Source organism: Microbacterium sp. C-MGS6, from assembly GCF_058140415.1.
Genome location: NZ_CM176934.1, coordinates 252,927 through 277,510, shown reverse-complemented (window position 1 = coordinate 277,510; position 24,584 = coordinate 252,927). Strand labels below are relative to the sequence as shown.

The window sequence follows — 24,584 nt, the reverse complement described above, 5'->3', positions numbered from 1 at the left end:
GAAGAGACATGATCCTCACCGAACACCCCCGCCCGTCGCACACCTTCGTGCACATCTCCGACACGCACCTGCCCGGTGAGCGGTCGCCGCTATACGGCAGCGGGGCCGACGCCGATGCGAACCTGGCGGAGATGCTCGACCGGCTCGTCTCCTCGGGGCTCCGTCCCGACGCGCTGCTGTTCACAGGCGACCTGACGGACCGGGGCGATGCCGCTGCCTACAAGCGACTGCGCGAGCTCGTGACGCCCGCTGCCGACGCGCTCGGCTGCGAGGTCGTGTGGGCGTCCGGCAACCATGACGACCGCCGTGCCATGCGATCGGAGCTCGGACTCGCGGGGGCGGGTGACGAGCCGATCGTCGAGGTGCGGTGGTTCGGGGGGATGCGCGTCATCGTCGTCGATTCGACGGTGCCCGGCGCGCATTGGGGGGAGGTGCCGTCGTCGCAGCTGGAGTGGCTGGAGGGAGAGCTGTCGACGGCGGCACCACAGGGCACGCTGCTGCTCCTGCACCATCCGCCCCTGCCGACGGTGCTCGACCTCGCCGTGACGGTCGAGCTGCGGGATCAGGACGCGCTGGCCGCGGTGCTGCGGGGGTCGGACGTGCGGGGCATCCTGTCGGGGCATGTGCACCATCCGTCGTTCGGTACCTTCGCCGGGATCCCCGTGGCCGTCGCCTCGTCGAGCGCGTACGGTCAGGACCTCGCGCAGCCCGTGGGTGCCACGCGCGGACAGGACGCCGCGCAGGGCTACAACCTCGTGCACGTGTATGCGGACACCATCGTGCACTCCGCCGTCTCGCTCGAGCGCGGGGCGGACGTCGGAGAGCCCGTCGCCGCGGACGAGGCCGGGCGACGGATCGCCGGCGTCGGGATCGACTGGCGGGGCTAAGCCGTCACGAGGTGGTCATCGGCGTCACCTCGACGTCGATCGAGCCGAACGGGAACGGGCTGAACACGCTCCAGGAGTCGCCGGTGAACTGCTCGATCGGGATCAGCGCGAACCAGACGTGCGAGACGACGATCGCGACCACCACGAACAGTCCGACTCCTCGTAGGGTCCACTCCAGGGTTCGCAGCGCCGCGCGCTCATCGGCCGCCTTCATCACGCGACCGAGCGCGAGCAGCACGATGACGGCGATGGCGACGTAGACGAGGGGGCTCGGCGCGAGCGTCAGCTGGATGCACTGCGGCGCCTCGTCCACCGGCTGGCCCGCGGAATCGATGAATCCGCCGTTCGCGTCGACGCCGCCGGGGCAGATGCCCTTGCTCGCGGTCATGAACACGGGGTAGAGGAACGCGGTGATCAGCGACCAGAGGAGGACGCGGCGGATCGCGGCGATGACCACGGCGCCGGGGAGTGCGGCGGATGCCGTGTCCGGGGAGGTGGACGGGGCGAGCGACGACATGCGGCGGCTCCTTTCGGGGCGGTCGTGTTCATCCTGGCGGATGTGTGGGGTGGGCGGAAGGGGCACGGGGTGACGACGCCTACGGCGTGAGCACTCTCGTCTTCGACTCGTCGTAGAGATAGTTCTTATCTGATTCGATCTCGACCAGGGCGCCTCGCGTATCGCGGAACCACCACGCTCCCGCCGAGTCGCAGAACGTGAACTCCACATACGGCGCGAGCTTCCGCGCGGGGCCCTTGGCCCAGGTGAGCCAGCGCTCGAGCCCCCGCTCGGTGAGCCGGACCTCCATCGGATTCCGCCCGCTCGGCGGAACCACTCGCGTCTTCGCCGCGTAGGAGCAGACGCTCCCGAGCTGTATGCCGAGCGTCACCTCGTACACCGGCGCGGACCCGAGATTCTGAACCCGCAGTTCGACGTAGTTCTCGCCGTTCTCCCCTTGCTGGATCACAGTCCACGCGGAGACCATCTCGGCCTGCTGACGTTTCATCGCCGCCGACGCGCGATCCTCGCGGGCCCGCTCGAGCCTGTGCGCGCGCCAGGCATACACGCCCGCGAAGACTGCGGCGGCGGCCGCGAGCATCGTCGTCATCGCCGCGACCGAGTCCGGATTCCAACCCCACTGCATGCTGAACGCTCCTCCGATTTCGTAGCCGCCCGTTTCGAGGCTAGCGACGGTGGCGCGGAGGGCTTGCATCAGAGCGATATCTCGCACGGGGTGCTGAGTTCTCGACGGGGAGAGTGAGCATCTTCAGGCGGCGCTGCACACCAGCGGGTCTTTGCCGCGCACATGTAGGTGTGAAATTCACCTATTCGCCTCTCGTCCGCGTCGTCGTTCGCTTCCTTGGCATCGTCCCTTGGATCGAGTCTCATCTCGAGTCGTTGTTCGATATCAGCATGGGGCTCCTTGAACTCGCCTCACCGTCGGGGCGCACGCCAGAGGCGTGGAGCTCCGTCGGCCTGGATATCTTGAAGCTGCTGTGCATGGTCGCAGCGGAGAGCACGTACGACCGCCCCCGGTCCGCCGGCGGTTGTCTGCGGTGGCTTCAGATTCCTTGGACGATTGCCTGTCTGGCGCGGAGCGCGGTGCTCTTGCTGCTGGCCTCGTTCCGTACGCTGACAAGAACGCTCGCAATCGCTGCTCAACTTCTTGCTGCCCCTGACATCAGGTTCGGCTTCGCACTGCCGATGCCGGTGAGCTTCGCACTCGCGCATCTGGCCGTCCAGCGTCCGCCTTAGGCTGAAACGTCTGCCTCTTCTCTGAGGCGCCTTCCCCTGGAGCTCCATGTCTGCAACGACGGTCGACGACCGCGCCCGCTATCGCGCCCACCCCTCCGTGCTCGATGCGCTGAAGAACCCGCGACTGCTGACCCGCGAGGTGCTGGCCGGGCTCGTCGTCGGCCTCGCACTCATCCCCGAGGCCATCGCGTTCTCGGTGATCGCCGGGGTGGACCCGAAGGTGGGGCTGTTCTCGTCGTTCATCATGGCGGTGTCGATCGCATTCCTCGGCGGGCGACCGGCGATGGTGACCGCGGCGACCGGAGCCGTGGCGCTCGTGATCGCTCCCGTCGCGCCGACGTACGGGCTCGACTACTTCATCGCGACGGTCATCCTCGCCGGGATCTTCCAGGTGGTCCTCGGGGTGCTCGGCGTCGCGAAGCTCATGCGGTTCATCCCTCGCAGCGTCATGGTCGGGTTCGTGAACGCGCTCGCGATCTTCGTGTTCAGTTCGCAGTTCCCGCAGCTCATCGACGTGCCGTGGCTGGTGTATCCGCTGGTGGCGCTCGGGATCGTCGTGATGCTCGTGATGCCGAAGCTCACCAAGATCGTGCCGGCGCCGCTCGTGTCTGTGATCATCGTGACGGGCGTCGTGCTCGCCTTCGGGATCTCGGTGCCGACGGTCGGCGATCAGGGCGAGCTACCTCGCAGCCTGCCGTCGCTGTTCATCCCGAACGTCCCGATGACGTGGGAGACGTTCACGATCATCGCGCCGTTCGCGCTCGGGGTCGCGCTCGTCGGGCTGATGGAGTCGCTGCTCACCGCGAAGCTCGTCGACGAGATCACCGACACCCACTCGAACAAGACGCGCGAGTCGTGGGGGCAGGGCGTCGCGAACGTGCTCTCCGGGATGTTCGGCGGCATGGGCGGGTGCGCGGTGATCGGTCAGACGATGATCAACGTGAAGGCGTCGGGCGCGCGAACCCGCATCTCGACCTTCTGTGCCGGGATCTTCCTGTTCCTGCTGGTCGTGGTGTTCGGCGACTTCGTCGGGACGATCCCGATGGCGGCGCTCGTGGCCGTGATGATCATGGTCGCGATCGGCGCGTTCGACTGGCACAGCGTGCGGCCGTCGACGCTGAAGCGGATGCCGAAGAGCGAGACGTTCGTGATGGTGGCGACGGTGGTGCTGGTGCTGATCACGCACAACCTGGCGGTGGGGGTCGTCGGTGGGGTGCTGGTCGCGTCGGTGCTGTTCGTGCGACGGGTGGCGCACTTCGTTTCGGTTCGTCGGGTTCTGGGACCCGCGGGCGATGTGGTGACGTATGTCGTGGAGGGGGAGCTGTTCTTCGCGTCGAGCAATGATCTGACGACGTTGTTCTCCTATACGGAGGATCCGGAGCGGGTGGTCGTGGATCTGTCCGGGTCGCATGTGTGGGATGCGTCGACCGTTGCGGCGTTGGATGCGATCGAGACGAAATATCAGGCGCTGGGGAAGACGCTGGAGATCGTTGGGATGAACGAGAGCAGTTCGCGGATGCGGGGGCGGTTGACGGGCGGGTTCCACTAGCCGCAAGCGGACACACGAACTACGACGCGACGCTTGTAGCTCCGACTCGGGAGATAGAACGATTGCACTTCGGCTCGTGGCATGGACATCCGTGATGTCATCGGCCTTGCCGGAGGCGTCGCTGCAATAGCGGGTGCTGATTAGCTGTTTGGCCGACCATTGACGCCAGGCGGGCGCGCGATGAAACGCCGCATGGCAACGCATGCTAATCCGAAACAGCACAGCCACTATTGCAGGTGCACGAGGTCCTACCCCTGAAGTTCCGCGCAGGAGAATTACCGGAGTTCTACGCCAGGGCGCGGCACTCGCGCGCAATACGCACGACTACCATCGACGCGGCAATTCGACGGGACGACGAAGCGCACGACTCTGCCCGCGCCCTCCGAGGTGCACGCCCACCTTCGCAGCCACCGCTGACCGCCAAGCACTCCGAAGTCGCGGATAATCGCGGACGCTGCTGCGACGCATGAGCAGTGCAGCATATCGATATGCTGCCTCGCGTGAGCACCACGACGCCGGCCCGACTCTCGCTCGAACTGAACATCAGCCAGAAGCGCATCCGCGGCTTCCTTCGTGAGCGATACGGCAGGCTCCCCGAAGGCCTCGCTCGATGGGAACTCGAGGACAGTCAGGCTGACGCTGTGCGGGCTCGATTCGGGCGGCGGCTCCGACCCTCCGATCCGGCGCTCTGGACACTCGAGATCGGCGACAAAGTGCTGCGACGAGAGATTCATGCCGCTTACGGAGGCCAGGAACAGGGCGGAATCATCACGCCGCGGTCGATGCCTGACATCCTCCTCATCACCAGCCCGGAGAGCGGTGCGAGGCACGGATACAACGCGCGTGAAGGATTGCAGGAGGATGGCTCGTTTCTCTACACGGGCGAAGGCCAGCGGGGTCCTCAAGTGTTCGTGCGTGGCAACGCCGCACTTCGGGACGCGGCCGAGAACGAACGCCCTATCCGCCTACTCACGAAACAGGGCACCTACGTCACCTACGTCGGCGAGTTCACAACAGGCGAGCCAGCGTTCAGTATCGAGACGATCCCCGACTCTGACGGGAATCTTCGCGAAGGAATCATCTTCAAGCTCGTGCCAGTTGACGCTGATGTGGAAGCACTCGACGCGCCATCCACGCCCCTCACGGAGAGTGCACAGACCTCGTCATGGACGCCTCCCGCGTCATCGTCGTATCTCATGGGCGCACCCGTGATTCCTGGTGAGCGCGTCGTCTCCCGAATCGAGTTCGAGCTGCAGAACGACTTCGGGCAGTGGATTAAGTCCCGTGGTGAAACTCCTCAGCGCCTTCGCCTGAGCTCCGCCGGAGCCACGATCGAGCCCGATCTCTATGTCTCGGAGTCAGGCTGGGTCGTCGAAGCGAAAAAATCGCCTGCCCGTGAATACGTTCGCACCGCGATAGGGCAAGTCCTCGACTATTCGCGCCTGGCTCGGGAGTCCGGCAGGCCTGCAGTTCCGGTCATCTTGCTTCCCAGCCGACCGATCTCACATCTCGAGACTTTATTGTCCGAGTTGGGAATCGTCCTGATCGTCCGCGACGACGAGGGGTTCTTGGTCATCGAGTAGGCGACCCGGCCGCCAGTTCCGCGACAGATGGCAGGTCCGGGGCGGCCCAGTCGAGACCCGGCAGATCGCTACGACGAACCCAGCGCAGTTCATCGTGATCGAGGCTCTGGGTCGGTGGCTCTCCGAGCAACCTTGCGTGAAGACAAATGAGGCGGATTGTGCTTTCGCCAACCACTGTGTCATCCGTTCGAAGCGGGGCGGTGACCTCTACGGAGGTGCTGAGCTCTTCGCGTATCTCTCGTACCAGAGCCTCGCTGTGTGTCTCACCCTTTTCGAGTTTGCCCCCAGGGAACTCCCACTTTCCCCCTGCCGCCTTCTCAGGTCGACGGCGGCACGCAAGGATCAGGCCATCACGCTCGATGACAGCTGCAACGACCTCGATAACGCGGCTCTCGCTCACCATGCCTCCGAGAGCAAGCTAACAGGGAGTGTCCTCGGGGTACCTACTGTGACCCTGCTAGCGTCGCATCATGCCGTCGCCGCAGACTCTCGCCGCCCTTCGTGCTTTCGTCGCGGAACGAGACTGGGACCAGTTCCACTCGCCAGAGAACCTCGCCAAGAGCATCGCGATCGAGGCCGGTGAGCTTCTCGAGTGCTTCCAATGGTCTCCTGACTTCGACCAAGAACACGTCGAAGAAGAGCTCGCGGATGTCATCACGTACTGCATCCATCTCGCGAACAAGATCGGCGTCGACCTCGATGAGATCGTCCTGAAGAAGCTGGAGTCTACGAAGGCGAAGTACCCCGTCGAGCTCGCCAAGGGCCGCATGACGAAGTACACCAAGCTCTCCGAGGCGGCGGAGTGACGGAGTTCAGCATCCAGCGCCTCCCGTTCCGTCGTGACGCTGTTGATACGTGGGCGCGTGACGACGCCCGGCACACAAACTGGCCGGTGGTGTACGTGATCGAGGGGGACGCCCGCCGCAGTTCGCCCGGACTCTACGTCGGCGAGACCGTGAGTGCGGCCACGCGGATGCGTCAACATCTCTCTGGGTCAAAACGGAACGAGTCCCTCAAGTCGATTCGCGTCGTCGTAAACCACAGGTTCAACAAGTCAGTGTGCCTCGACCTTGAATCGCATCTCATTCGGTGGTTCTCGGGCGACGGACGTTATCGCCTCCTCAATGGCAACGACGGCCTGACTGACGCGCAGTACTACGACCGCGATATCTACCGCGAGTCCTTCCGTGACGTGTTTGAGGCATTGCGAGCAGAGGGACTTTTCTCTCGGAGCATCCCGCAGATCGAGAACTCGGACCTCTTCAAGCTGTCGCCGTTCAAAGCTCTCACCGAGGACCAGGGCATCGCGATCATGGACATCCTGGAGGGGCTTCTCGAAGATCTCCAGGACCCGGGCGCTCGATCGACCCTCGTTGTGCAGGGCAACCCCGGAACGGGAAAGACGATCATCGCGATCTTTCTCATGAAGCTGCTCGCCGATATCCGTGACTACCGAGACCAGGACGGCATCGAGCCGGACTCGATGTTCTCGGAGTTCTTCGTCCCGGAGAATCGCGATCTGCTGAGGACACTTCGAATGGCCCTCGTGATTCCTCAACAGTCTCTGCGGATGTCGGTGAAGAAGGTCTTCAAGAGGACGCCCAAGCTCGACGCTTCGATGGTGATGTCGCCGTTCCAGCTGGGTGAATCGGATCAGCCATACGACCTCGTGCTTGTCGATGAGACCCATCGTCTCGGGCAGCGGGCCAACCAAGCATCGGGCGTGCAAAACAAGAAGTTCCGCGAAATCAACAAGGCGCTGTTCGGGAGCGACGATCCTCGATACACCCAGCTCGACTGGATCAAGGCCCGGAGCAAGCATCAGCTCCTGCTCGTCGACGGCGAGCAGAGCGTGCGGCCTCATGACCTTTCCCCGACAACGCTCAGCGCGGAGGTGTCCCGAGCGAAGGACGAGCACCGCTTCTTCCGTCTGACCACCCAGATGCGGGTCCAGGCTGGCGCAGATTATGTGGAATTTGTCCGGGCCCTTCTTCGGAGCGAAGCGCCGTCGCTACCGGATCTCGGCGAGTACGAACTCCGCCTCTTCGACGACCTCGGAGAGATGCGCGAAGCCATCCGCCAGAAGGATGCTGAGGTCGGTCTTTCCCGACTTGTCGCCGGCTACGCGTGGGAATGGGTGTCGCGGAAGGATCCGGATTCCTTCGACATTGAACTCGATGGTGAGCGATTGCGGTGGAACGGAACCGACAAGGACTGGATCAACTCAAAGGGAGCGCTCGAAGAGGTTGGCTCCATCCACACCGTTCAGGGGTACGACCTCAACTACGCCGGCGTCATCATTGGGCCAGACCTACGCCTGGACCCTGCAACGGGTCGGATCGTCGCCTGTCGCGAGAGCTATCGCGACAAGAAGGGCAAGGAGAACACCGGCCATCTGAAGGATTCGTTTGGGGACGATGACCTGCTGACGTTCATCCGAAACGTATATGGGGTACTGCTCACGCGCGGCATGCGTGGAACGTACATCTATGTGTGTGATCCGGCGCTGCGAGCTTACGTACGCGTCGCTCTGGGTAACTGACTCGGTCGGCTTAGTGACATAGGTGGCCGCGTCTGACACTGTATCGGCATGTGGGATTCGTTCATTCCTGACGTCCTTGTTGCCTGCATCGGGGCTCTGCTGACCGTATTCATAGCCCTGGCCACCTACTTGCTGAAGATTCGGCTAGATGAGAAACGCGCGATTCAATCGCTCATAGGTGAGCTTCATCGCCGGCGAGCAATCGCAGAAGGCCCCGAGCCGGTGATCCCTGGCGCTGAGCAGTTGGCCGATTTCGCTAGAGCCAACGCCAGCGTTTCGTCAATGCGATCGGAAATACGCGCAACCCGCGATCGAGTCCGACAGGTGGAGTCCCCCCAGGTTCCGCTGTCCCAGATGACGCGGGCGTGCAACAGGTATCTCGAACTGAGCGCCGCGTCCCCCGATTTCTATGCGGTGTATCTGGGGGACCTCAGGCGAGAGCTCAGGCCCCTTATTGAGCGGCTCGCGACTGAGCGCAGGGGAGTCGTAGCCCTTGAGCCAGGGGCAGGAGCTTTTTGAATGCAGGAACCTCTCTCCGAGAGATGCGCTCAGGGAGGCCGAGTTTTCGGTTCATGGGCCTTCGCCAAACCGCTCGCCCGAGCTCACCTGCTGCGCCACCCGCCGCAACGCCAACAACAACGGCTCCACCAGCACCGACCCCAGCACCACGTAGCGGACCGCAGCCTCCGCAGACTCCCCCGGCACCCCCGCGATCTCCGCATCCGCTATCCGCCGCGCACTCGCGAGGTACTCCGCCATCACCGCCTCCGGCACGGTGAACCCGACGCGCTCCAGCCCCTGTAACGCTCGCGCGACGGCATGCAGCACCGCGGGGTCGCACATCCCGGGCTTCCACCCGAGCCGGGCAGCGAGCGCCTCGGCGCCGGCGAGGTCCAATGAGTCATCGGCCGGCGGGGTGATCGCGGCGTGCGCGGTCCCCAGCAGCTCGTGCGGGCTCGCGGGCGGATCATCCAGCGCCGCGACCACCCGTCGCGTCTCGGCGATACTCACGCCGGCGTCGAGCAGCGCCCGGATGACGCGTAGCCGCTCCACGTGCTTCTCGCCGTACGCGGCCTGCGTCGCGGAGGTGCGCTCGCCCTCGGGCAGCAGCCCCTCGCGCAGGTAGTACTTGATCGTCGGCACGGTCACGCTGGTCTGGGCCGACAGTTCGGAGATTCTCATGGCCACCTCTTGACTTCGATAGTAGCGCTATCCATTATGGATAGCATCGCTATCCAATCGAGGAGTCGCCATGCCGAAAGTCGTCACGGGCCGCATGACCCACCGCCAGGAGGGCGAGCTCGTCGTGTTCCACATCGGGATGCAGATCAACCGCTGGTGGCGACCCGACCTGTGGCTGCCGGCGTTCGTCGCCATGCCGCGCATGCTCCGCGAGCTCAGCACCGAGCCAGACTCCGGCCTGCTCGGCTACCAGCTCCTCCTCGGATCGGGCGGGCCCTACGTCGTGCAGTTCTGGTCGTCCGTCGACAAGCTCTACGCCTATGCCTCGAACCCGGAACAGCAGCACCGTCCGGCCTGGACCGCCTTCAACCGCGCTGCTCGCAAGGCTCCGGGAGCGGTCGGCGTGTGGCACGAGACGTTTCTCGTCGACACCGCCGAGAGCGTGTACGTCTCGACGAAGCGCATGGGCCTCGCAGCCGCGACGGAGCACGTTCCCGTACCGCGACGCCACGACCGTGCGCAGGCGCGATTCACGGACGGAAAGACAGGGGCCCCCGCGGCAGCGCCCGCGCACAAGCCAACGGCGTGAGGCAGGTCGCGCTCAACGTCCGGACGGACGGCGAGGTGCGGATGGCATGCGCCCCCGTCCACGGCTCCGGCGACGCGCGATCATTCGCGCCGCCCCGCGCACGAGCACGAACGCGAGCACGAGGATCACGACCGCGACCGCTGCGGTGATGGCGAACCCGGTCCAGCTGAAGAACGACGCATCCATGCCTGGATCCTAGCGCTCTGCATGCTCCCGAGCGGGTCCCTCGAATATATTGCATACGCCGTCGTATGAGGTCTTCAATTGGTCACAGGCGGGCAATTGATCTGATCGGAGAGAACGTGCGCAAACACCTCATGCTCGCCAGCCTGCTCACCACTGCGATCGTCGGCTCATCATCCCTCGCAGCCGTCCCGGCGGCCTCCGCGGATACCGGTGCGGACGCAACTGACCTCACGACCGAGGAGATCGTCGCGCTGGTCACGGAGGTCGCGCCCGTGCCCATCGCCGCTGCCCAAACGACCGAGAGTTCCGGGCAAATCGTGGCCACCCTCGACGGCGGCGGAAAGGCCACGATTGCCGCGGTACCGGACGACGGGATCTCCGTCCTCTTGCCCGACGGCGAGGAAACGATGTCCGTGTCGCTTCCCGGCGCTGACCACCTTGATGACGCGAGCGTCGGAGAGGACGGGTCAGTGACCTATCTCGGCGACGCGAACACGCCATCGATCAACGTCATCGCTGGCGAGGAGGAGATTCGCGCGAGCGCGATTATCAGCGATGCCTCGCAGACCGAGCGCTTCGAGTACGACTTCGGCGGAGGGGTGTCAGTCGAGATCCAGCAGGACGGGAGTGCGATCGCGTATACGACGGAAGAGATCGCCGACCCAGACACTGGCGTGACCACCCCGGTCGAGAAGATCGTCGCCGATGTCGCGCCGCCCTGGGCACGGGATGCGGACGGTATCGACGTGCCGACACGATACGAGTCATCCGGATCGGCTCTGGTCCAGGTGGTCGAACACGGCAGCGGCGACTACGCGTATCCGATCATCGCGGACCCGACATTCGACCGCCCCAACTTCTTCCAATACCGCATGCGATTCAACCGAGCGGAGACGGCCATCATCTATGACAAAGGCCTTGGCGCACTCGGAGGACTCGCGTGCGGGACCATGGCACCCGTCTGCCTCCTCGCCGCGGGATCACTGGTGTGGAACGCCGGCATCGCTGAGAAGTCCCGCCCGAAGAAGTGTGTGCAGGTGACGGCGACCCAACCCTATGTCGTCCCCGGTCTCGTCTGGTGGGTCGATACCTACCGCGGCGGACCCTGCCGATGAGGAACAGCCGATGAAGCCCGTCACGTGGTTCTCAACCATCACACGACCGCGAAGCCATCTCATCGCGACCTTGTGCGTATGGGGCTGGTTCCTCGCGGTGCTCGTGGGAGCGAACTCCGTGCCGCAGCTCGCTCCGGCGCTTGAAGCGACTGCGGCGGCGGGCGCCGCTGTGTGGTTCGGCGCGATGATGAAGCGATATCGCAACGCGCGCCAGGATGGCACGCCGCCCGGCCCCGCGCCGTGAGCCACGGCCGGGCTGCTGTACGAGAGCGCGACGCTGCCGCCGCACCGTCAACTTGGCCTGGGCAGCCACAAGGGGATCTACCGGGATCCGCGTAAGTGGCACATCCGTCTCCACCTATCGAGCGCCGCCAGCGCTGCGGCACGAAGGAACCTCAATGTTCGGAAACGTCTTCGCGGTCACCGTTATCCTTTTCTGGTTCGTCGTCGTCGGCGGCGTAGGGTACGCCATGTACTTCATGGGAAGAGCGGCCTACCGCCAACTTCGACACAACTCTCGTCACGATGTCGAGCAGGAGCGACGTGGGCGCCCGGATCTTCGTTGATGAGCCGCCCGGAGTCGACCGCTTGAGGTTCTCGATGGTCTCGCAACGCCGTCAGAACCTCGTCGCCACGCTCAGCCTGTGGAGCATCTTCACACTGAGCCTCCTCGCGGTCCTGGCATCCTGCTCTCCCGAGGAAACGACACCGTCGACTGCCTCCTTCGCACGGACATCCGCGACGATCGTCCAGCCGACCCACGCGACGTATCCAGTCAACCTGATCTTCGTGGCCGCGCCCGACGACGCTATCTGGACGGGTCTCACCGGCATCGTGCTCTCGGACGAGTTGTCGATCGCGCCGGGCGGCTTCACCGTCATCCGCGGAGACGGTGCCAACGGGGACACACTCGGGAACGTCACCTTCACTGTCGACGTTCCCGCCGCCGGGCTGTCGTTCCGTACGGTCGGCCTCGTCTTCGCGGGCTCGTCGACGATCACTCAGGTTCCCGTTGGCAGCTGGGCGCTGAGGGGCGCGCCGCCCGACGATTTCGCTTCCGAAGATGCCGGTGCGGACGTGGTCGGGATGCCCAGGTGCACCGCGGCCGACTTCCCCGTTCCTGATGCGGTGGCGTCGGTCCAGCGCTTCGACCCGGGCTCACCAGACGTCCACACAGACGAGGTCGCATTGGACACCCGGTCACGCACCGTCACAGCGGAACTTGCGTGTGAAGGGGACTTCGACTTCCGCGTCATGAGCCCGTCCATCGACTACACGGACGACAGTGGCAAGGCACGCACCACTCGCCTCGCGCCCGTGTCGATCGGCTTTCAGGATGTCACCGATGCGGACCTGCAGCGCATTCGGAGTCGTTGACGCATCACGAGGAGGGAACCAGGCTGTTCAGCCCCGCCCCGGAGCCGGATTTCAGTGCCTTGGGCGCGATCCGCCATTTTCCGGACCGGTGTCCTGCGGGCTGGTGGTCATCCGTCGTCTGGGTAAGTAGATGTAGAAAGACCTTGAGGAGAACACATGCGCTATGTACTTTTCATCTGCACAGACCCGACCGCTGAGCCCTATGTCGAGGCCGAGGACAACGCCGGGGAGTGGGTGGCGTCGCTGCAGGACAGCGGCTCCTACGTCTTGGGCGACCGTCTGCGGCCTGTCGAAGACGCCACACCGTGCGCGTGCGAGCCGGCGAGCGGATCGTGGCCGACGGACCGTTCACCGAGAGCCGCGAATGGATCGCCGGGTTCGACGTGATCGACGCCGACGACCTCGACGCCGCGATCGAGATCGCCGCCGCACACCCGATGGCCCGGTTCGGCCTGGTGGAAGTGCGTCCCGTCTGGCCGCTCGGGTCGACGATGTGACCACACCGGAGGAGCCGCCGGGCGCGCTTCCGGATGCCATGGCCGCCGTGCGGCACGTGGCATCGATCGAGTACGGCCGCGTGGTCGCGAGCGTGATCGGCACCGTCCACGACTGGACTCTCGCCGAAGACGCCGTGCAGGACGCTCTGGCTCGAGCGGTCGAGCGGTGGCCAGGCGACGGGGTTCCGGCGAACCCCGCCGCCTGGGTCACGACCGTCGCGCGCCGACGCGCGATCGACCTCGTCCGGCACGCGGACGCCGAGCGCCGGGCGGTGGCTCGACTGGAGCACGAGCCGCACGGTGGCGTCGACAACACCCCGGAAACCGACGACCACGAGGACGCGTTCCCGCACGGGGACGAGCGGCTGAAGCTGATCTTCACCGCCTGCCACCCCGCGTTGACCTTGGAAGCCCGCGCGGCGCTGACACTCCGCACTGTCCTGAACGTGTCGATCGAACAGCTCGCCGGGATCTTCGCGGTCGCACCCGCGACGATGGAGAAGAGACTCGTGCGGGCGCGGGCCAAGATCGCGCACGCGAACATCCCGTACCGCGTTCCGGATGCCGCGCAGCTCGACAGTCGAAGCGCGAGCGTCTGCGAGGTCCTGTCCGCCCTGTTCACCATCGGCTACTCCGATCCGACGCTCCAGACTGATCCGAGCGCCGAGGCCATCCGCCTTGCTCGGCTCTGCCGGCAGCTGCTCCCCGCGGACTCCCCGGCTCGACTCGAGTTCACGGGGCTTCTCGCCCTCCTTCTTCTTCAGCACTCCCGCCGCGCAGCACGCACGACGCCCGACGGCCTGTCCGTGCCGTTCGACGAACAGGATCGCGAACTGTGGGATGTCTCCGAGATCGAGGAGGGGCTGCGGCTTCTCGATGACGCCGTCGAGGAGGCAGCACGGGCGGGCATCCACGGCGGACGGCACCTCATCCGCGCCACCGTCGCGGCCGAGTACGTCCGCCCCGACCCGGGCATGGAGATCGACCACGCCCGCATCGCCGACATGTACGGGGTGCTGGAGCAGGTGGATGCATCACCGTTCGTCCGCCTGAACCGTGCGGTCGCCGTCGCGAACGCGGGACGACCGGCCGAAGCCCTCGCGCTGACGGAGGCGCTCGAGAGCTCGCTGGGAGGACACCACCTCTACTCAGCGGTTCGGGGAGACCTCCTGCAACGCCTCAAGCGCGTCGAAGAAGCGAGCTCCGCGTTTCGCGCTGCCGCGCGTGCCGCTCCGACGGAACGCGAGCGACGGTCTTACTCCCAGCACGCGGACGACATCGCCTCGGCGTCGACGTGACCCGCGCCCCTTCCTGGTACGAGGGCAACGAGTTCTATACCCAGCTTCGGTCCCACGTCGGCATCGCCCCGTTCAAGTCGCCATGGAACCTCGACGCGTGGCGGCCTGACGTAAGGTACAGCGACGTCTTGGCCGCAGGATGCAACCCGTAGGAGCGATTGTGAAGCAACGAACGAGACGAGCAATGGTCAGCGTTGGATGCGTCGGTGCCGGCGTCATCGCCCTCGCCATCGTCATGGCGATTGCTGAGGGCTACATCTCAGACGCGGAGCACACGACCGGCAACCTCGCACCTGCTGCTCTGACCGGCCTGCTCGGCGCATGCCCCATGCTCCTCGGCTTCGGAAGCACCCTCCTCCGAAAAGAGTGACCAAGGGTCTACAGCTCTGCTCACTCGGCCCCGCTACCGGACACGGAGCGATCGGTGAGGTTGACGCCGATCGTAAAGGCAAGGAGCCCGATCACGAGGTACACCGGTAGCGCATCTCCGGCCGGGCTGTCGAGGTTGCCCGACGAGCCGAACCACGCAAGGACCCCGAACCACACCAGAACGGGAACGATGGCGAGAAGAGTGCCGAGCTTCCTGCCGACCCGCCCCACCAACGTCCCCCAGAGGAGAAGAGCTACGCCCACCGCGACAAAAAGCATGATGTCCACCTCTAGCAGTTCCTCACCCACGGCCACCACACACCCGCCGGCCCACCGACACCGACGACGTAGTGGATCGAGATGCATCGATTGCCCACCAGCTGCGACGCCCCGATCGCGGCGACTGTCGTACAGGAGACCTGGAGGAGCTTTGCGAACGGCACAGGAGACTTGCTCAACACTCCGGCACACGCTGCGTAGCCGCCGATCGCTGTGCGACTCTCAGCTTTGTTCAGGTGGACCTGAATGTACGGTCCGAAGAACTGCACCGTCGGATCCGCGACGACGGGGAAGCTCGCTCCAGTGGTGTCGACGATCTGCATGAGGGTTGAACCTGAGATCTCATAGTGCGTAGGTAGCGACCGACCCGCTGCATCGATGGCCCAAGGAGCTTCGATACCGCCCAAGAAGCCATCAGCATCCGAAACCGACACCGATCCGTCGTCGAGGAGCAGCAGCTGAGTGCCACTCTCGAAGGTCCACTCCGGAGACTTCGCCGGCGGAGCAGACAGGATTGCGGAGAATCTCGTTGCCCCTTCCTCAGGGAAGCTGACTGCGTAGGTGACGGAGTCGCCTTCGGCGATGGCGTATTGGTCCGCTACGGATATCTCTGCCCGCTCAGAGCCACCCAAAGTGACTTCCGAGTCGATTCCATTCAGAATGACCGATGCTTCAGCGCCATCCGCCTGCAGCATCGGCAACTCGACGTCCGACGGCGTCGGAGTTCCTACCGCAGCCGTCTCAGCGTCCTCGAGAACATCCGCCACGTCGCTCGACTCACCCGGGACGGCCGCCTGCGCAGTCGCCGGAAGAAGAGCGAGAAGAAGACTGAGTCCAGCCGCGAGGAGAACGCCACTGGATCGGATTTGCTGTGTCATGCGACACATGAAAGCATACATATGAGGTCACAACCGATATTCTCGACTTAGGGCATCCGACGAGTGCAGCATCGAGAACCGCGACCGTCGCGCCGCACAACAATCCAGCGAGAGACTCAGCTCGCCGCGATCCCCCGCAGCAACCGCACCACCGTCTCCTCCACGCGCTCCGCACTCAACGGCTGCCCGATCAGGGCGGAGTACGAGGCGATCGCGATGAACTCGTCCGCGACCGCGGCGGCATCCACGTCGGCCCGCACGTCGCCGTCCGCGCGCCCGCGAGAGACCCGCTCCGAGACCCATTCCCGAATCGGCGCCGCCAGCCGCTCGTTCAAGACGAGACCCAGCTCCGGGTCGGCCGCCGTCACCTCGATGAGCGCCCGCGCCAGCGACACACCCTCAGGCCGGGCGAGCCCCGCGGACACCGCTGTGAACCATGCGCGCAGGTCCGCGCCGAGGTCATCCGTCATCGGTACGACGACATCCGAACCAGGGACCGCCCCTTCGAGCAGCGCCTCGCCGAGGATCGCGGCCTTCGACGGCCACCAGCGGTAGATGGTCTGCTTCGACACCTCCGCCTCAGCCGCGAGACCCTCGATCGTCACGGCCTCGTACCCGTCTGCGGCGAGCGCACGACGCATCGCCTCCAGCACGGACTGGCGGGCCTTCTCACTGCGAGGACGGGGCACCATTCGAGCGTACTCAGGCGTACACTGGAACATAAGTAGACGCACCGTTGCGAAACCCGAGCAAGGAGAAAGAGCATGGCCCTCACCGCACACTCCACCATCGGCGACTGGATGAACGACCCCACCGGCGGCCCGCTCATCCGGGGCCTCTTCGAGCAGACGGGTGCCGACCCCGAACTCCTCACCCCCGTGCTCGGACTCCCCCTGCAGCAGCTCGTCGCCATGAGCCAGGGCCAGCTCCCGCAGTCGGTCGTCGACGACCTCGTGCGCGCCGCGAACAACGGCGAGATTCCCGAGGACGACGCCTCCGAGGGCTGGACCGAGAAGGTCACGGCGGGCCGCTTCGCCGGCAAGACCGTCATCGTCACGGGCGCCGCCTCCGGCATCGGCAAGGCCACCGCCTCGCGCATCGCCCGGGAAGGCGGTCGCGTGATCGCCAGCGACATCGCCGCCGAGAAGCTCGACGCCTTCAAGGCCGAGCTGCCGGACGCCGACATCGTCACGGTCGCGGGCGACCTCACGAAGCAGGACGCGATCGACGCCGTCCTCGCCGCCGCGGGCGACCGCATCGACGGGCTCGCGAACGTCGCCGGCATCAACGACGACTTCTCACCCGCAGGCGAGACCCCGGATGCCGTGTGGGACCGCGTCATCGCGATCAACCTCACCGCGCCGTTCAAGCTCATGCGCGCGGTCATCCCCGTCATGGAGAAGGCCGGTCGCGGCGCGATCCTCAACGTGTCGAGCGAGGCGGGTCTGCGCGGCAACGCCTCTGGCAACGCCTACACGGCCAGCAAGCACGGCATCATCGGGGTCACCAAGTCCGCCGCCTTCATGTACGGGACGAAGGGCATCCGCGTGAACTCCGTCGCCCCGGGCGGCGTCGCCACGGGTATCCCGATGCCGCCGAACATGTCCGAGTACGGCTCCGGCCGCCTCGCCCCGTTCCAGCAGGCCATCCCGACCGTCGCGACCGCCGAGCACCTGGCCGCGTCGATCACCTTCCTGCTCTCGGACGACGCCGTGAACATCAACGGCGCCATCCTCGCCTCCGACGGAGGCTGGTCCGTGCAGTAACGCGACTCCATGGAACCGACGCCCCCGCCGACCCGAACGGCGGGGGCGTTCTCCGTCCGGGGTCAGCGCCTCTGCGTGAGGACCGTGGTGGCGAGGGCGGTGGCGATGATGCCGAGCGCGCCCACGCCGAGGAGCACGAGACCCGCGGGCCAGACCTCTCGCGTGAAGACGTCGTAGCTGTCGTCGTACTCGACGATGTGCTCGACCGTCCCGACTCCCGTGAGACTGATGCCGACGATCAGGGCCACGACCGACACACCCCACGCGGCGATCCATCCGAAGCTGTTCACGGCCAGCCGTCGCCGCTCCGCGAGGTCGACCTCATCGGTCTCGGGCGCGGTCCCCGACCGCGCCCCGTCATCGGTCTCGTGCGTCACCTCGGATGTGGTCTCCATGGCCGCACCATATCGGACGGGACCGGTTCCGGCAGGATGCCGGTCACACCACTCCGACGAGCTCCTCGCGCGCCCACGCTTCGAGAGTCGTCGGCGTCGTCGAGAGGACGGACCGCGGCTGCTCCGCCACGAAGCCGTCGCGGAGCCCGGTCGACATCCCGAGCACGGCCTCGGCCATCGCCTCCGGCATCCCGGCGGCGCGGAGCCCCTGGCGCATCTCCTCGTCGTCGATGCGCTGCACGGTCACCTCTCGCCCGAGCTCGCGCGTCAGGATCGCGGCGACCTCGCTCCAGCCCAGGTCCGCGGGTCCATGCACGGCCTGCACCCGCCGCCCCCTCCACTCCCCGTTCAGCAGCGTGAGGGCGGCGACCTCCGCGATGTCGCGCGGCGCCACCCACGGCATCCGGAAGTCCAGCGGCAGCACGGTGGCGAGCGTCCCTGCCCGCAGTGACTCGACGTCGAGCAGCAGGTTGGTGAAGAAGTAGCCGCAGCGCAGATGCGTCACGTCGATGTCGAGGGCGTCGAGCGCGACCTCCGTGCCGGCCAGGCCGTCGATCTCGCCGACGCCGTGCCGCTTCTCCGCCCCGACGCTGCTCTGGAACACCACCCGCCGGACGCCGTTCGCCCGGACGGCCTGCACCAGGGCCTCGGTCGCACGCGCGTAGTCGGCGAGCGGGTCGTCGGAGAACGCCGACGGATCCACCCAGTACAGGGCATCGACGTCTCGTGTCGCGGCGACGATCGCCTCGGGATCCTGCGAGTCGGCCTGCGCGATGTCGACGTACGCGCGCAGGTCGGCGGCGATGCGATCGGGGTCCCTGGTGAGCAGGAGGGGACGGACACCGGCGCGGATCAGCATCCGGGTGAGGTGGTGCCCGACGTGGCCGTTCGGGGTGGTGACAGCGATGCGCATGAGGGTCCTCTCGGTCGGTGTCGCTCCACGCTACGGACGGATACGGCCTGATTCCGGCCGCATCTCGCGCGATGATGGAGCCGTGGACGCCCCCTCGCACCGCACCCTCCATCTGCTGTCCCTCCTGCAGACCGGCGGCGAGTGGAGCGTGCCCGACCTCGCCGCCCGCCTCGCGGTGAGCCCGCGGACGGTCCGCCGTGATGCGCAGCGCCTGCGCGACCTCGGCTACGACGTGCTCTCCCGCCCCGGTCCCGGCGCGGCCTACCGCCTGCGACCGGGGACGCGCATTCCGCCGTTGCTCCTGGACGCCGACGACGTCACCACGATCATCACCGGGTTGCTCGTCCTCGAAGCGTGGAGCCCGGAGGACCCGGCCGCCGCCGTCGCCCGCGGGAAGATCGAACAGGTCCTCCCGCCTGGCCTCCGGCGACGGGCCGCGGCGACGGCGCTGTCCACGCAGATCCTGCGCGCGGAGTCAGTGCCCGCAGAGTGGGGTGCGGTCGGGACGCTCGCCGACGCGGTCGCTCAGGATGCTCGCGTCGCCTTCACCTATACCGACCAGCACGATCGCGCTTCAGAGCGGGTGATCGCGCCGCATCGCCATATCTTCCGCGGAGGGCGGTGGTATGTGGTCGGCTTCGACATCGACCGCGACGACTGGCGGCTGTTCCGGCTCGACCGGATGCGGGAGGTGCGGGCGCTGCCGGGGGTGTTCGCGCCCCGGGAGTTCCCGTTCGCTTCGGTCGAGGAGTGGCTCACGAGCGACTTCGGCCGTTCCGGAAGCTGATCGCACACGGCGGCGCAAGCCCCTCCGCGGACGCCTTCGCTCGCCGTACCCTCGCCGCATGTTGAAGATCGTGTCGATCGTGATCCGCGTGGACGACCTCCCGGCCCAGACCGCGTTCTGGAAGGCCGCCCTCGACTACGTCGAGCGAGACCCCGCGGAGGACGACTGGGTCGTGCTCACACCTCGCGACGCCGACGCACCGTGCATCGCGCTCGACGCGCACCACTCGGAGCGTGTGCTTCCGCCGCGCATCCACCTCGACATCTACGCGGAGGACCAGTCCGCGGAGGTGGAGCGCCTCGCCGGACTGGGAGCGCGGGAGGTGCACTGGGACGGCCGCCCCGACGACGCGGACTACATCATCATGGAAGACCCCGAGGGGAACCGCTTCTGCGTCGTCGACCGTCCCGACTGGCGTGGGTGGAGCACCGCGTGAGTCCGGGGTGTTCGTGCGGCCCGTTCGTGCGGTCTCCCGCGGGTGCAGAGTGCGAAGACGTTCCGGGGCGGGCGGTGTCGAGGCCGTTTCTGATCCCGTATCGGCGCCCAACGGGGCGCACCCGGTGGGGAGTGCGAAACCGTTCCGGTCGAGGCGAGATCAGGATCAGGGATGCTTCTGCGCTCGCACCGGGGTCCCGGACGGGAACCCGTGCAGAGAAGGGCAGAAACGTGCCCGAGCCGGCGACGGGAGGAACGGTTCTGCGCCTGCACCGGGACTTCAGCGACGACGCATGAGGCCGTCGAGGTCGCTGGAGGCGAAGGGTCAGAGAGTATCCGGCGCGGTGGTGCGCTCGGCGGCAAGCGCGCGGCGATGCGCGGTCAGCGCCGCCCGGACCGCCGAGTAGATGATCAGCCACAGGAGCAGCAGCGCGAGAAGCGGGACGACCAGGTAGACGAGGAGGAAGAGGACGGAGGTACCGGCGAACATCGCTCCAGCGTAGGGGCGGTCGTGCTCCAGCGACGGTATGTAGCAGAGGATCGCCACCTCGCTGCGGTCAGAAGTGCAAGAACGCCCCGAATCCGGTGGCCGAAGGGACGTTCCTGCACTCTCACGCGAAAGGAGGGACGCGGCGTGGCTAGGGGCGCGGGAGGCGGGCGCGGGCGGCGCGGACGAGGGCGGCATTGCTCGGAGCCTCGGAGCCGTCTGGGAGGAGGAGTGTGTCCTCCAGGCCGATCCGCGTGTCGAGGCCGAACTCCGCGGCCAGGTCGAGGGCGGGCCAGGTCGACAGCTCCTCCCCGTGCAGCAGGATCGGCAGGTCGGGCTCCTCGCGAGCCACGTGCGCGATCAGACCTTCAGCGTGCGAACGGACGACGTCGGCCGCCTCCGCCGGAAGCTCCACGAGCACGCGCAGGCAGTCGCCGCGGACCGGGGAGACCCGCCACGCCTCGAGTCCCGCCGCGTCCCAGATACCCGCCTCCACGCCGATGCCCCGTCGACCCAGCGCCACGGCCACATCGTCGGCCCCGTCTTCGTGCCAGTTCACGGAGGCATAGTCGGGGAGCTCCGTCCAGCCTCCGATGGCCTCGAGCCTTCGCGACACGTCGGGCTCGGCCCAGGCCCCGGTCGTCACGCCCACGGGCACTCCCGGCGCCGCGGCGCGGACGGCCCCGAGCCACCGCTGCACATCCTCGGGCGCGAGGGAGTCGCGGCCGGCGGCGTCCTTCGGGTGCACGTGGATCTCCGCAGCCCCGGCATCGACGGCCGCCGCGGCGTCTTGGGCGACCACAGTCTCGTCGGCGCTCAGCCAGGGGTGCTCCGCGACGTCTCTGGCGCCGTTCACACAGGCCTGCAGGATCATCCGCGCCTCACCACATGAGGTCGCGCGGGTGCGCTTCGTTCGGGGCCACGTCCTCCGACGGCCCCTCCTCCGTGCGGACGAAGTGCTGCACCTGGCGCGCGGTCGCCGCCCCGCGGCCGACCTTCACCGCCTCCTCCATCGACTCGAAGCTGCTGCCCAGCGTGTGCGACTCGCCCTGGATCCGGTTGAACCAGATGCCGTTGCGCGAGAACGTCTCGATGTCTCCTGCGGCCATGCCCTGCCTTTCGTCTCCCTCCTTTCTACGTGAGGCGACCGACAGCGAAGAGGCCCTTGACATGTCGTGTCGCCCGCAGGCGCCGACCCACCCCCTTCCGCGCATCCCGGCCCGTTGCGGACGACCGCAGAGGGCCGGGTAGACCGCAAGGGGCCGGGTCGACCACGCTCGTTGACCCACCCCGTTCGGTGCGTTCCGGCCCCTTGCGGACGACCGCAAGGGGCCGGGTCGACCGCACAGGGCCGGGTCGAGTGTCCGACGGGATCAGGCGACGTCGAGGACCCAGGTCACGCCGAAGCGGTCGGTGAGCATGCCGAAGCCGGCCGACCACGCGGAGGCGGCGAGGGGCTCGACCACCGTCGCGCCGTCGGCGAGGGCATCCCACACGGGCTGAAGCTCCGCGAGGGAATCCGCCCGCAGCGACTGGAAGAAGGAGCGGTCGGTGATCGTCATCCCGTTCTCGCGGCGGGTGGCTCCCGAGGGCGTAGCGGTGTCGTCCGCACCCGGGATGTCGTACGCCATCAGCCGCACGGGTCCGTCGAGCTGCCCGAACACGACCTTGTCGAACCCGGGAACCCCCTCCGGCATCCCGAACTGGCCGTAGGTCGCCGCGGTGACCTCGCCGCCGAAGACCGACCCGTAGAAGTCGAGCGCCTCCCGAGCCGTGCCGCGGAAGTTGAGGTGGGTGGTGGTCGTGAGAGTCATGGTGTCCTCCGTGTCCCGGCCCGCCGATCGTGCCGTGTGACCCCACCTTCACAGCAGTAGAGGTCTGTTTCTGTCCGCTTCTCCACACAGAATGGAGCCATGACCGGAAGCTCCTCGCGCATGCTCGCATTGCTGTCCCTGCTGCAGGCGACACGGGACTGGCCGGGCGGGGAACTCGCCGACCGTCTCGGCGTCACACCCAGGACGGTGCGCCGCGACGTCGATCGACTGCGCGCGCTCGGCTACCGCATCGGATCCAGCAAGGGCCCGTACGGCGGCTACCGCCTCGAAGCGGGATCGGATATGCCGCCGCTGCTGTTCGACGACGATCAGGCCGTGGCGATCGCCGTGGCCCTGCAGAGTGCGAGCGCGACCGGGGTCGAAGTCACCGAGGCCGCACAGCGTGCACTCGCGACCGTGCGCCAGGTGATGCCCTCACGCCTGCGCCACCGCATCGACGGGATCCGCTTCACCGGCGCACCGGCCGAGATCCGCGTGGACCCGGCCGTGCTGGAGGCGGCGAGCGCGGCCGTGCGCGACCGACAGGTGCTCCGATTCGACTACGGCTCCGCACGGGACCGCCCGCCCCGGCGCACGGAGCCCCATGCCGTCGTGGCGCGGGAAGGCCGCTGGTACCTGCTGGCCTGGGACCTCGACGCGGCCGACTGGCGCACGTACCGCCTCGATCGACTGCGGCCCCGGACGCCGACCGGGCCCACCTTCACGCCGCGACCTCTGCCCGCCGCGGACGCCCAGACCTTCCTCGCCGCCCGCGCCAAGGGCTCGACGACCGAGGACCGCTGGCCGTGCACGGGCGAGGTGGACCTCGACCTGCCCGCGCGGGAGGTGATGCCGTGGGTCGGCGACGGCGAGGTGGTGCCCCTGTCGGACGGCTCGTGCCGCCTTATGGTCGGCTCCTGGTCGTGGACGGGTGTGCTCGCCGCGGTGGCCCGGTTCGACGCACCGTTCACGGTGGTCGGGCCCGAGGCGCTGCGCGAGGCGGGCAGGGATGCTGGCGCAGCGGTTCGCGGCAGCGCACTCCTCCTCCTGACGCTGCCCTGTGGGGGAGTTATCCAGAACGTTCGGGGAGCTCCGTCCGCCCGGCCTCGCAATGTCGCCGAGCGCTGGTTCACTGGACCCACGAATCCAAGAACTAGTAGTTCTACTACTTTGGATCTACCCTGAGGAGATGGGCACCGTGTCGAAGACCGAACTGAATCAGCAGACCGCGCGGGTGCTGGCGCGCGTCACCGCCGGAGAGCACCTGACGGTGACAGACCGCGGGCGCCCGATCGCCGAGTTGTCGCCGCCCGCCGAGACGGCCTGGACGCGCATGATCGCCAACGGGCGGGTGACGCTGCCCCGCGCGAACGGTCCGCTCCGCCACGCCCCCATGCCGGACTCGCTGTCCGTGACGGAGATCCTCGGCGAGCTTCGGGCCGACCGGTCGTGATCTACCTCGACACCTCAGCGGCCGCGAAGGCACTCATCGAGGAAGAGGGGTCGGAAGCGGTCGTCCGCGCCTTCGCGGACGGCAGCGAGTTCGTCTCCTCGCGCCTCCTCGCCGTGGAGCTGCACGCGATCGCCGACCGCCGTTCCCTCGACCGCGCAGCCGTCGTCGATCTCCTCGACCGCGTCGCGCTCGTCTCCGTCGACGACGAAACGCTGACCGCGGCCATCCAGGCAGGCTCAGGGCTCCGCACTCTGGATGCTCTCCACCTCGCCGCCGCGCTCGAACTCGGCGACGTGGTCACTGCGCTCCTCACCTTCGACCGTGAGCTGGCGGCCGCCGCACGCGCACAGGGCCTGAGCCTCGCCGAGCTGCCATGACGCCGCCGCCTTCCCACCCCGACGCCGTGCGACTGCGCGCACGAGAGAACGGCCCCGACCGCGCCGGTAGACT

General features: G+C 67.1%; 34 protein-coding genes. 20 read left to right on the top strand and 14 right to left on the bottom strand.

All coding sequences use genetic code 11. The features are described from left to right. Window positions 1-8: 8 nt before the first annotated feature. Window positions 9-887, top strand: coding sequence for a metallophosphoesterase (locus AC3B5L_RS01355; protein WP_490096121.1), 879 nt, complete (start codon window positions 9-11; stop codon window positions 885-887). A 4-nt stretch (window positions 888-891) separates the two neighbouring features. Here AC3B5L_RS01355 and AC3B5L_RS01350 read toward each other — a convergent pair whose 3' ends face one another. Further along, the gene (locus tag AC3B5L_RS01350) at window positions 892-1,404 is read right to left on the bottom strand and encodes a hypothetical protein (RefSeq protein ID WP_490096120.1); all 513 of its coding nucleotides are present in this window, start codon (window positions 1,402-1,404) and stop codon (window positions 892-894) included. Between the two features lie 79 nt (window positions 1,405-1,483). Continuing rightward, entirely contained in the window at window positions 1,484-2,098 is a 615-nt protein-coding gene (locus tag AC3B5L_RS01345) for a hypothetical protein (protein ID WP_490096119.1), read from the bottom strand. A gap of 101 nt (window positions 2,099-2,199) precedes the next feature. On the opposite strand from AC3B5L_RS01345, the gene AC3B5L_RS01340 reads away from it, so the two are divergent. From AC3B5L_RS01340 to AC3B5L_RS01330, 3 genes are all read left to right on the top strand, one after another. Then, on the top strand, window positions 2,200-2,640 hold the full coding sequence (locus AC3B5L_RS01340) for a hypothetical protein (RefSeq protein WP_490096118.1): 441 nt from the start codon (window positions 2,200-2,202) through the stop codon (window positions 2,638-2,640). A gap of 46 nt (window positions 2,641-2,686) precedes the next feature. After that, window positions 2,687-4,189 carry a SulP family inorganic anion transporter gene (locus AC3B5L_RS01335; RefSeq protein ID WP_490096117.1) on the top strand — a complete coding sequence of 501 codons (1,503 nt, stop codon included), beginning with the start codon at window positions 2,687-2,689 and terminating at the stop codon, window positions 4,187-4,189. Between the two features lie 500 nt (window positions 4,190-4,689). Continuing rightward, window positions 4,690-5,772, top strand: a complete 1,083-nt coding sequence (locus tag AC3B5L_RS01330) for an SRA domain-containing endonuclease (protein ID WP_490096116.1) — start codon at window positions 4,690-4,692, stop codon at window positions 5,770-5,772. Here AC3B5L_RS01330 and AC3B5L_RS01325 read toward each other — a convergent pair. Then, a complete protein-coding gene (locus AC3B5L_RS01325; RefSeq protein WP_490096115.1) occupies window positions 5,762-6,175 on the bottom strand; it encodes a (deoxy)nucleoside triphosphate pyrophosphohydrolase in 414 nt (137 codons plus the stop codon). The genes AC3B5L_RS01330 and AC3B5L_RS01325 overlap by 11 nt on opposite strands. Window positions 6,176-6,242: 67 nt before the next feature. On the opposite strand from AC3B5L_RS01325, the gene AC3B5L_RS01320 reads away from it, so the two are divergent. Beyond that, window positions 6,243-6,578, top strand: a complete 336-nt coding sequence (locus AC3B5L_RS01320) for a nucleotide pyrophosphohydrolase (RefSeq protein WP_105949076.1) — start codon at window positions 6,243-6,245, stop codon at window positions 6,576-6,578. Beyond that, the gene (locus tag AC3B5L_RS01315; RefSeq protein WP_490096114.1) at window positions 6,575-8,314 is read left to right on the top strand and encodes a DNA/RNA helicase domain-containing protein; all 1,740 of its coding nucleotides are present in this window, start codon (window positions 6,575-6,577) and stop codon (window positions 8,312-8,314) included. Before AC3B5L_RS01320 ends, AC3B5L_RS01315 begins: the two co-directional genes overlap by 4 nt. A 570-nt stretch (window positions 8,315-8,884) precedes the next feature. On the opposite strand, the gene AC3B5L_RS01310 is transcribed toward AC3B5L_RS01315, so the two are convergent. Further along, on the bottom strand, window positions 8,885-9,496 hold the full coding sequence (locus AC3B5L_RS01310; protein WP_490096113.1) for a MerR family transcriptional regulator: 612 nt from the start codon (window positions 9,494-9,496) through the stop codon (window positions 8,885-8,887). Between the two features lie 70 nt (window positions 9,497-9,566). Here AC3B5L_RS01310 and AC3B5L_RS01305 point away from each other — a divergent pair, with 70 nt between their 5' ends. Further along, the gene (locus AC3B5L_RS01305; RefSeq protein WP_490096112.1) at window positions 9,567-10,085 is read left to right on the top strand and encodes a DUF4188 domain-containing protein; all 519 of its coding nucleotides are present in this window, start codon (window positions 9,567-9,569) and stop codon (window positions 10,083-10,085) included. 12 nt (window positions 10,086-10,097) lie between these two features. On the opposite strand, the gene AC3B5L_RS01300 is transcribed toward AC3B5L_RS01305, so the two are convergent. After that, complete coding sequence (locus AC3B5L_RS01300; protein WP_187662976.1) at window positions 10,098-10,271, bottom strand: hypothetical protein; 174 nt, start codon at window positions 10,269-10,271, stop codon at window positions 10,098-10,100. A gap of 116 nt (window positions 10,272-10,387) precedes the next feature. Between AC3B5L_RS01300 and AC3B5L_RS01295 the strand changes: the two genes are divergently transcribed. The 7 genes from AC3B5L_RS01295 (at window position 10,388) to AC3B5L_RS01265 (ending at window position 14,928) form a co-directional block, all read left to right on the top strand. Continuing rightward, on the top strand, window positions 10,388-11,386 hold the full coding sequence (locus AC3B5L_RS01295) for a hypothetical protein (protein ID WP_490096111.1): 999 nt from the start codon (window positions 10,388-10,390) through the stop codon (window positions 11,384-11,386). Window positions 11,387-11,396: 10 nt separating this feature from the next. Continuing rightward, the gene (locus AC3B5L_RS01290) at window positions 11,397-11,630 is read left to right on the top strand and encodes a hypothetical protein (RefSeq protein WP_490096110.1); all 234 of its coding nucleotides are present in this window, start codon (window positions 11,397-11,399) and stop codon (window positions 11,628-11,630) included. Window positions 11,631-11,929: 299 nt separating this feature from the next. Then, window positions 11,930-12,763, top strand: coding sequence for a hypothetical protein (locus AC3B5L_RS01285; RefSeq protein WP_490096109.1), 834 nt, complete (start codon window positions 11,930-11,932; stop codon window positions 12,761-12,763). Between the two features lie 305 nt (window positions 12,764-13,068). Then, complete coding sequence (locus AC3B5L_RS01280) at window positions 13,069-13,260, top strand: YciI family protein (RefSeq protein WP_490096108.1); 192 nt, start codon at window positions 13,069-13,071, stop codon at window positions 13,258-13,260. Then, a complete protein-coding gene (locus tag AC3B5L_RS01275) occupies window positions 13,257-14,558 on the top strand; it encodes an RNA polymerase sigma factor (protein ID WP_292795953.1) in 1,302 nt (433 codons plus the stop codon). The genes AC3B5L_RS01280 and AC3B5L_RS01275 overlap by 4 nt, the downstream gene beginning before the upstream one ends. Next, window positions 14,555-14,710 (top strand): DUF2599 domain-containing protein, encoded by a 156-nt coding sequence (locus AC3B5L_RS01270; RefSeq protein ID WP_363332252.1) that lies wholly within the window; start codon window positions 14,555-14,557, stop codon window positions 14,708-14,710. Before AC3B5L_RS01275 ends, AC3B5L_RS01270 begins: the two co-directional genes overlap by 4 nt. Window positions 14,711-14,742: 32 nt before the next feature. Continuing rightward, entirely contained in the window at window positions 14,743-14,928 is a 186-nt protein-coding gene (locus tag AC3B5L_RS01265) for a hypothetical protein (protein ID WP_259951805.1), read from the top strand. A gap of 20 nt (window positions 14,929-14,948) precedes the next feature. Here AC3B5L_RS01265 and AC3B5L_RS01260 read toward each other — a convergent pair whose 3' ends face one another. The 3 genes from AC3B5L_RS01260 to AC3B5L_RS01250 form a co-directional block, all read right to left on the bottom strand. Beyond that, window positions 14,949-15,236 carry a hypothetical protein gene (locus tag AC3B5L_RS01260; protein ID WP_363332254.1) on the bottom strand — a complete coding sequence of 96 codons (288 nt, stop codon included), beginning with the start codon at window positions 15,234-15,236 and terminating at the stop codon, window positions 14,949-14,951. Further along, window positions 15,218-16,084, bottom strand: coding sequence for a hypothetical protein (locus AC3B5L_RS01255; protein ID WP_490096107.1), 867 nt, complete (start codon window positions 16,082-16,084; stop codon window positions 15,218-15,220). Before AC3B5L_RS01255 ends, AC3B5L_RS01260 begins: the two co-directional genes overlap by 19 nt. A 116-nt stretch (window positions 16,085-16,200) precedes the next feature. Next, window positions 16,201-16,773: a TetR/AcrR family transcriptional regulator gene (locus AC3B5L_RS01250; protein ID WP_268777466.1), complete on the bottom strand. Its 573-nt coding sequence runs from the start codon at window positions 16,771-16,773 to the stop codon at window positions 16,201-16,203. A gap of 75 nt (window positions 16,774-16,848) precedes the next feature. Between AC3B5L_RS01250 and AC3B5L_RS01245 the strand changes: the two genes are divergently transcribed. After that, complete coding sequence (locus tag AC3B5L_RS01245) at window positions 16,849-17,850, top strand: SDR family NAD(P)-dependent oxidoreductase (protein WP_490096106.1); 1,002 nt, start codon at window positions 16,849-16,851, stop codon at window positions 17,848-17,850. A gap of 62 nt (window positions 17,851-17,912) precedes the next feature. Here AC3B5L_RS01245 and AC3B5L_RS01240 read toward each other — a convergent pair whose 3' ends face one another. Both AC3B5L_RS01240 and AC3B5L_RS01235 read right to left on the bottom strand, forming a co-directional pair. After that, the gene (locus tag AC3B5L_RS01240; RefSeq protein WP_490096105.1) at window positions 17,913-18,245 is read right to left on the bottom strand and encodes a hypothetical protein; all 333 of its coding nucleotides are present in this window, start codon (window positions 18,243-18,245) and stop codon (window positions 17,913-17,915) included. A gap of 43 nt (window positions 18,246-18,288) precedes the next feature. Continuing rightward, on the bottom strand, window positions 18,289-19,158 hold the full coding sequence (locus AC3B5L_RS01235) for an NmrA family NAD(P)-binding protein (protein ID WP_490096104.1): 870 nt from the start codon (window positions 19,156-19,158) through the stop codon (window positions 18,289-18,291). Window positions 19,159-19,240: 82 nt separating this feature from the next. Here AC3B5L_RS01235 and AC3B5L_RS01230 point away from each other — a divergent pair, with 82 nt between their 5' ends. Beyond that, window positions 19,241-19,945: a helix-turn-helix transcriptional regulator gene (locus AC3B5L_RS01230; RefSeq protein WP_490096103.1), complete on the top strand. Its 705-nt coding sequence runs from the start codon at window positions 19,241-19,243 to the stop codon at window positions 19,943-19,945. 58 nt (window positions 19,946-20,003) lie between these two features. Further along, on the top strand, window positions 20,004-20,381 hold the full coding sequence (locus AC3B5L_RS01225; RefSeq protein WP_490096102.1) for a VOC family protein: 378 nt from the start codon (window positions 20,004-20,006) through the stop codon (window positions 20,379-20,381). A gap of 324 nt (window positions 20,382-20,705) precedes the next feature. Here the strand turns inward: AC3B5L_RS01225 and AC3B5L_RS01220 are convergent, their stop codons facing one another. The 4 genes from AC3B5L_RS01220 to AC3B5L_RS01205 form a co-directional block, all read right to left on the bottom strand. Next, a complete protein-coding gene (locus AC3B5L_RS01220; RefSeq protein WP_187662967.1) occupies window positions 20,706-20,870 on the bottom strand; it encodes a hypothetical protein in 165 nt (54 codons plus the stop codon). A 148-nt stretch (window positions 20,871-21,018) separates the two neighbouring features. Continuing rightward, window positions 21,019-21,741: a 3-keto-5-aminohexanoate cleavage protein gene (locus AC3B5L_RS01215; protein ID WP_268777471.1), complete on the bottom strand. Its 723-nt coding sequence runs from the start codon at window positions 21,739-21,741 to the stop codon at window positions 21,019-21,021. Between the two features lie 7 nt (window positions 21,742-21,748). Next, the gene (locus tag AC3B5L_RS01210) at window positions 21,749-21,976 is read right to left on the bottom strand and encodes a hypothetical protein (RefSeq protein WP_187662965.1); all 228 of its coding nucleotides are present in this window, start codon (window positions 21,974-21,976) and stop codon (window positions 21,749-21,751) included. A gap of 264 nt (window positions 21,977-22,240) precedes the next feature. Continuing rightward, window positions 22,241-22,681 (bottom strand): VOC family protein, encoded by a 441-nt coding sequence (locus tag AC3B5L_RS01205; protein WP_490096101.1) that lies wholly within the window; start codon window positions 22,679-22,681, stop codon window positions 22,241-22,243. A gap of 99 nt (window positions 22,682-22,780) precedes the next feature. Here AC3B5L_RS01205 and AC3B5L_RS01200 point away from each other — a divergent pair, with 99 nt between their 5' ends. From AC3B5L_RS01200 to AC3B5L_RS01190, 3 genes are read left to right on the top strand one after another with little or no spacing between them, the layout of a single operon-like run. Beyond that, window positions 22,781-23,866: a helix-turn-helix transcriptional regulator gene (locus AC3B5L_RS01200; protein ID WP_490096100.1), complete on the top strand. Its 1,086-nt coding sequence runs from the start codon at window positions 22,781-22,783 to the stop codon at window positions 23,864-23,866. A gap of 4 nt (window positions 23,867-23,870) precedes the next feature. Further along, entirely contained in the window at window positions 23,871-24,134 is a 264-nt protein-coding gene (locus tag AC3B5L_RS01195; protein WP_490096099.1) for a type II toxin-antitoxin system Phd/YefM family antitoxin, read from the top strand. Next, window positions 24,131-24,511 carry a PIN domain-containing protein gene (locus tag AC3B5L_RS01190; protein ID WP_280569560.1) on the top strand — a complete coding sequence of 127 codons (381 nt, stop codon included), beginning with the start codon at window positions 24,131-24,133 and terminating at the stop codon, window positions 24,509-24,511. Before AC3B5L_RS01195 ends, AC3B5L_RS01190 begins: the two co-directional genes overlap by 4 nt. Window positions 24,512-24,584: the final 73 nt, after the last annotated feature.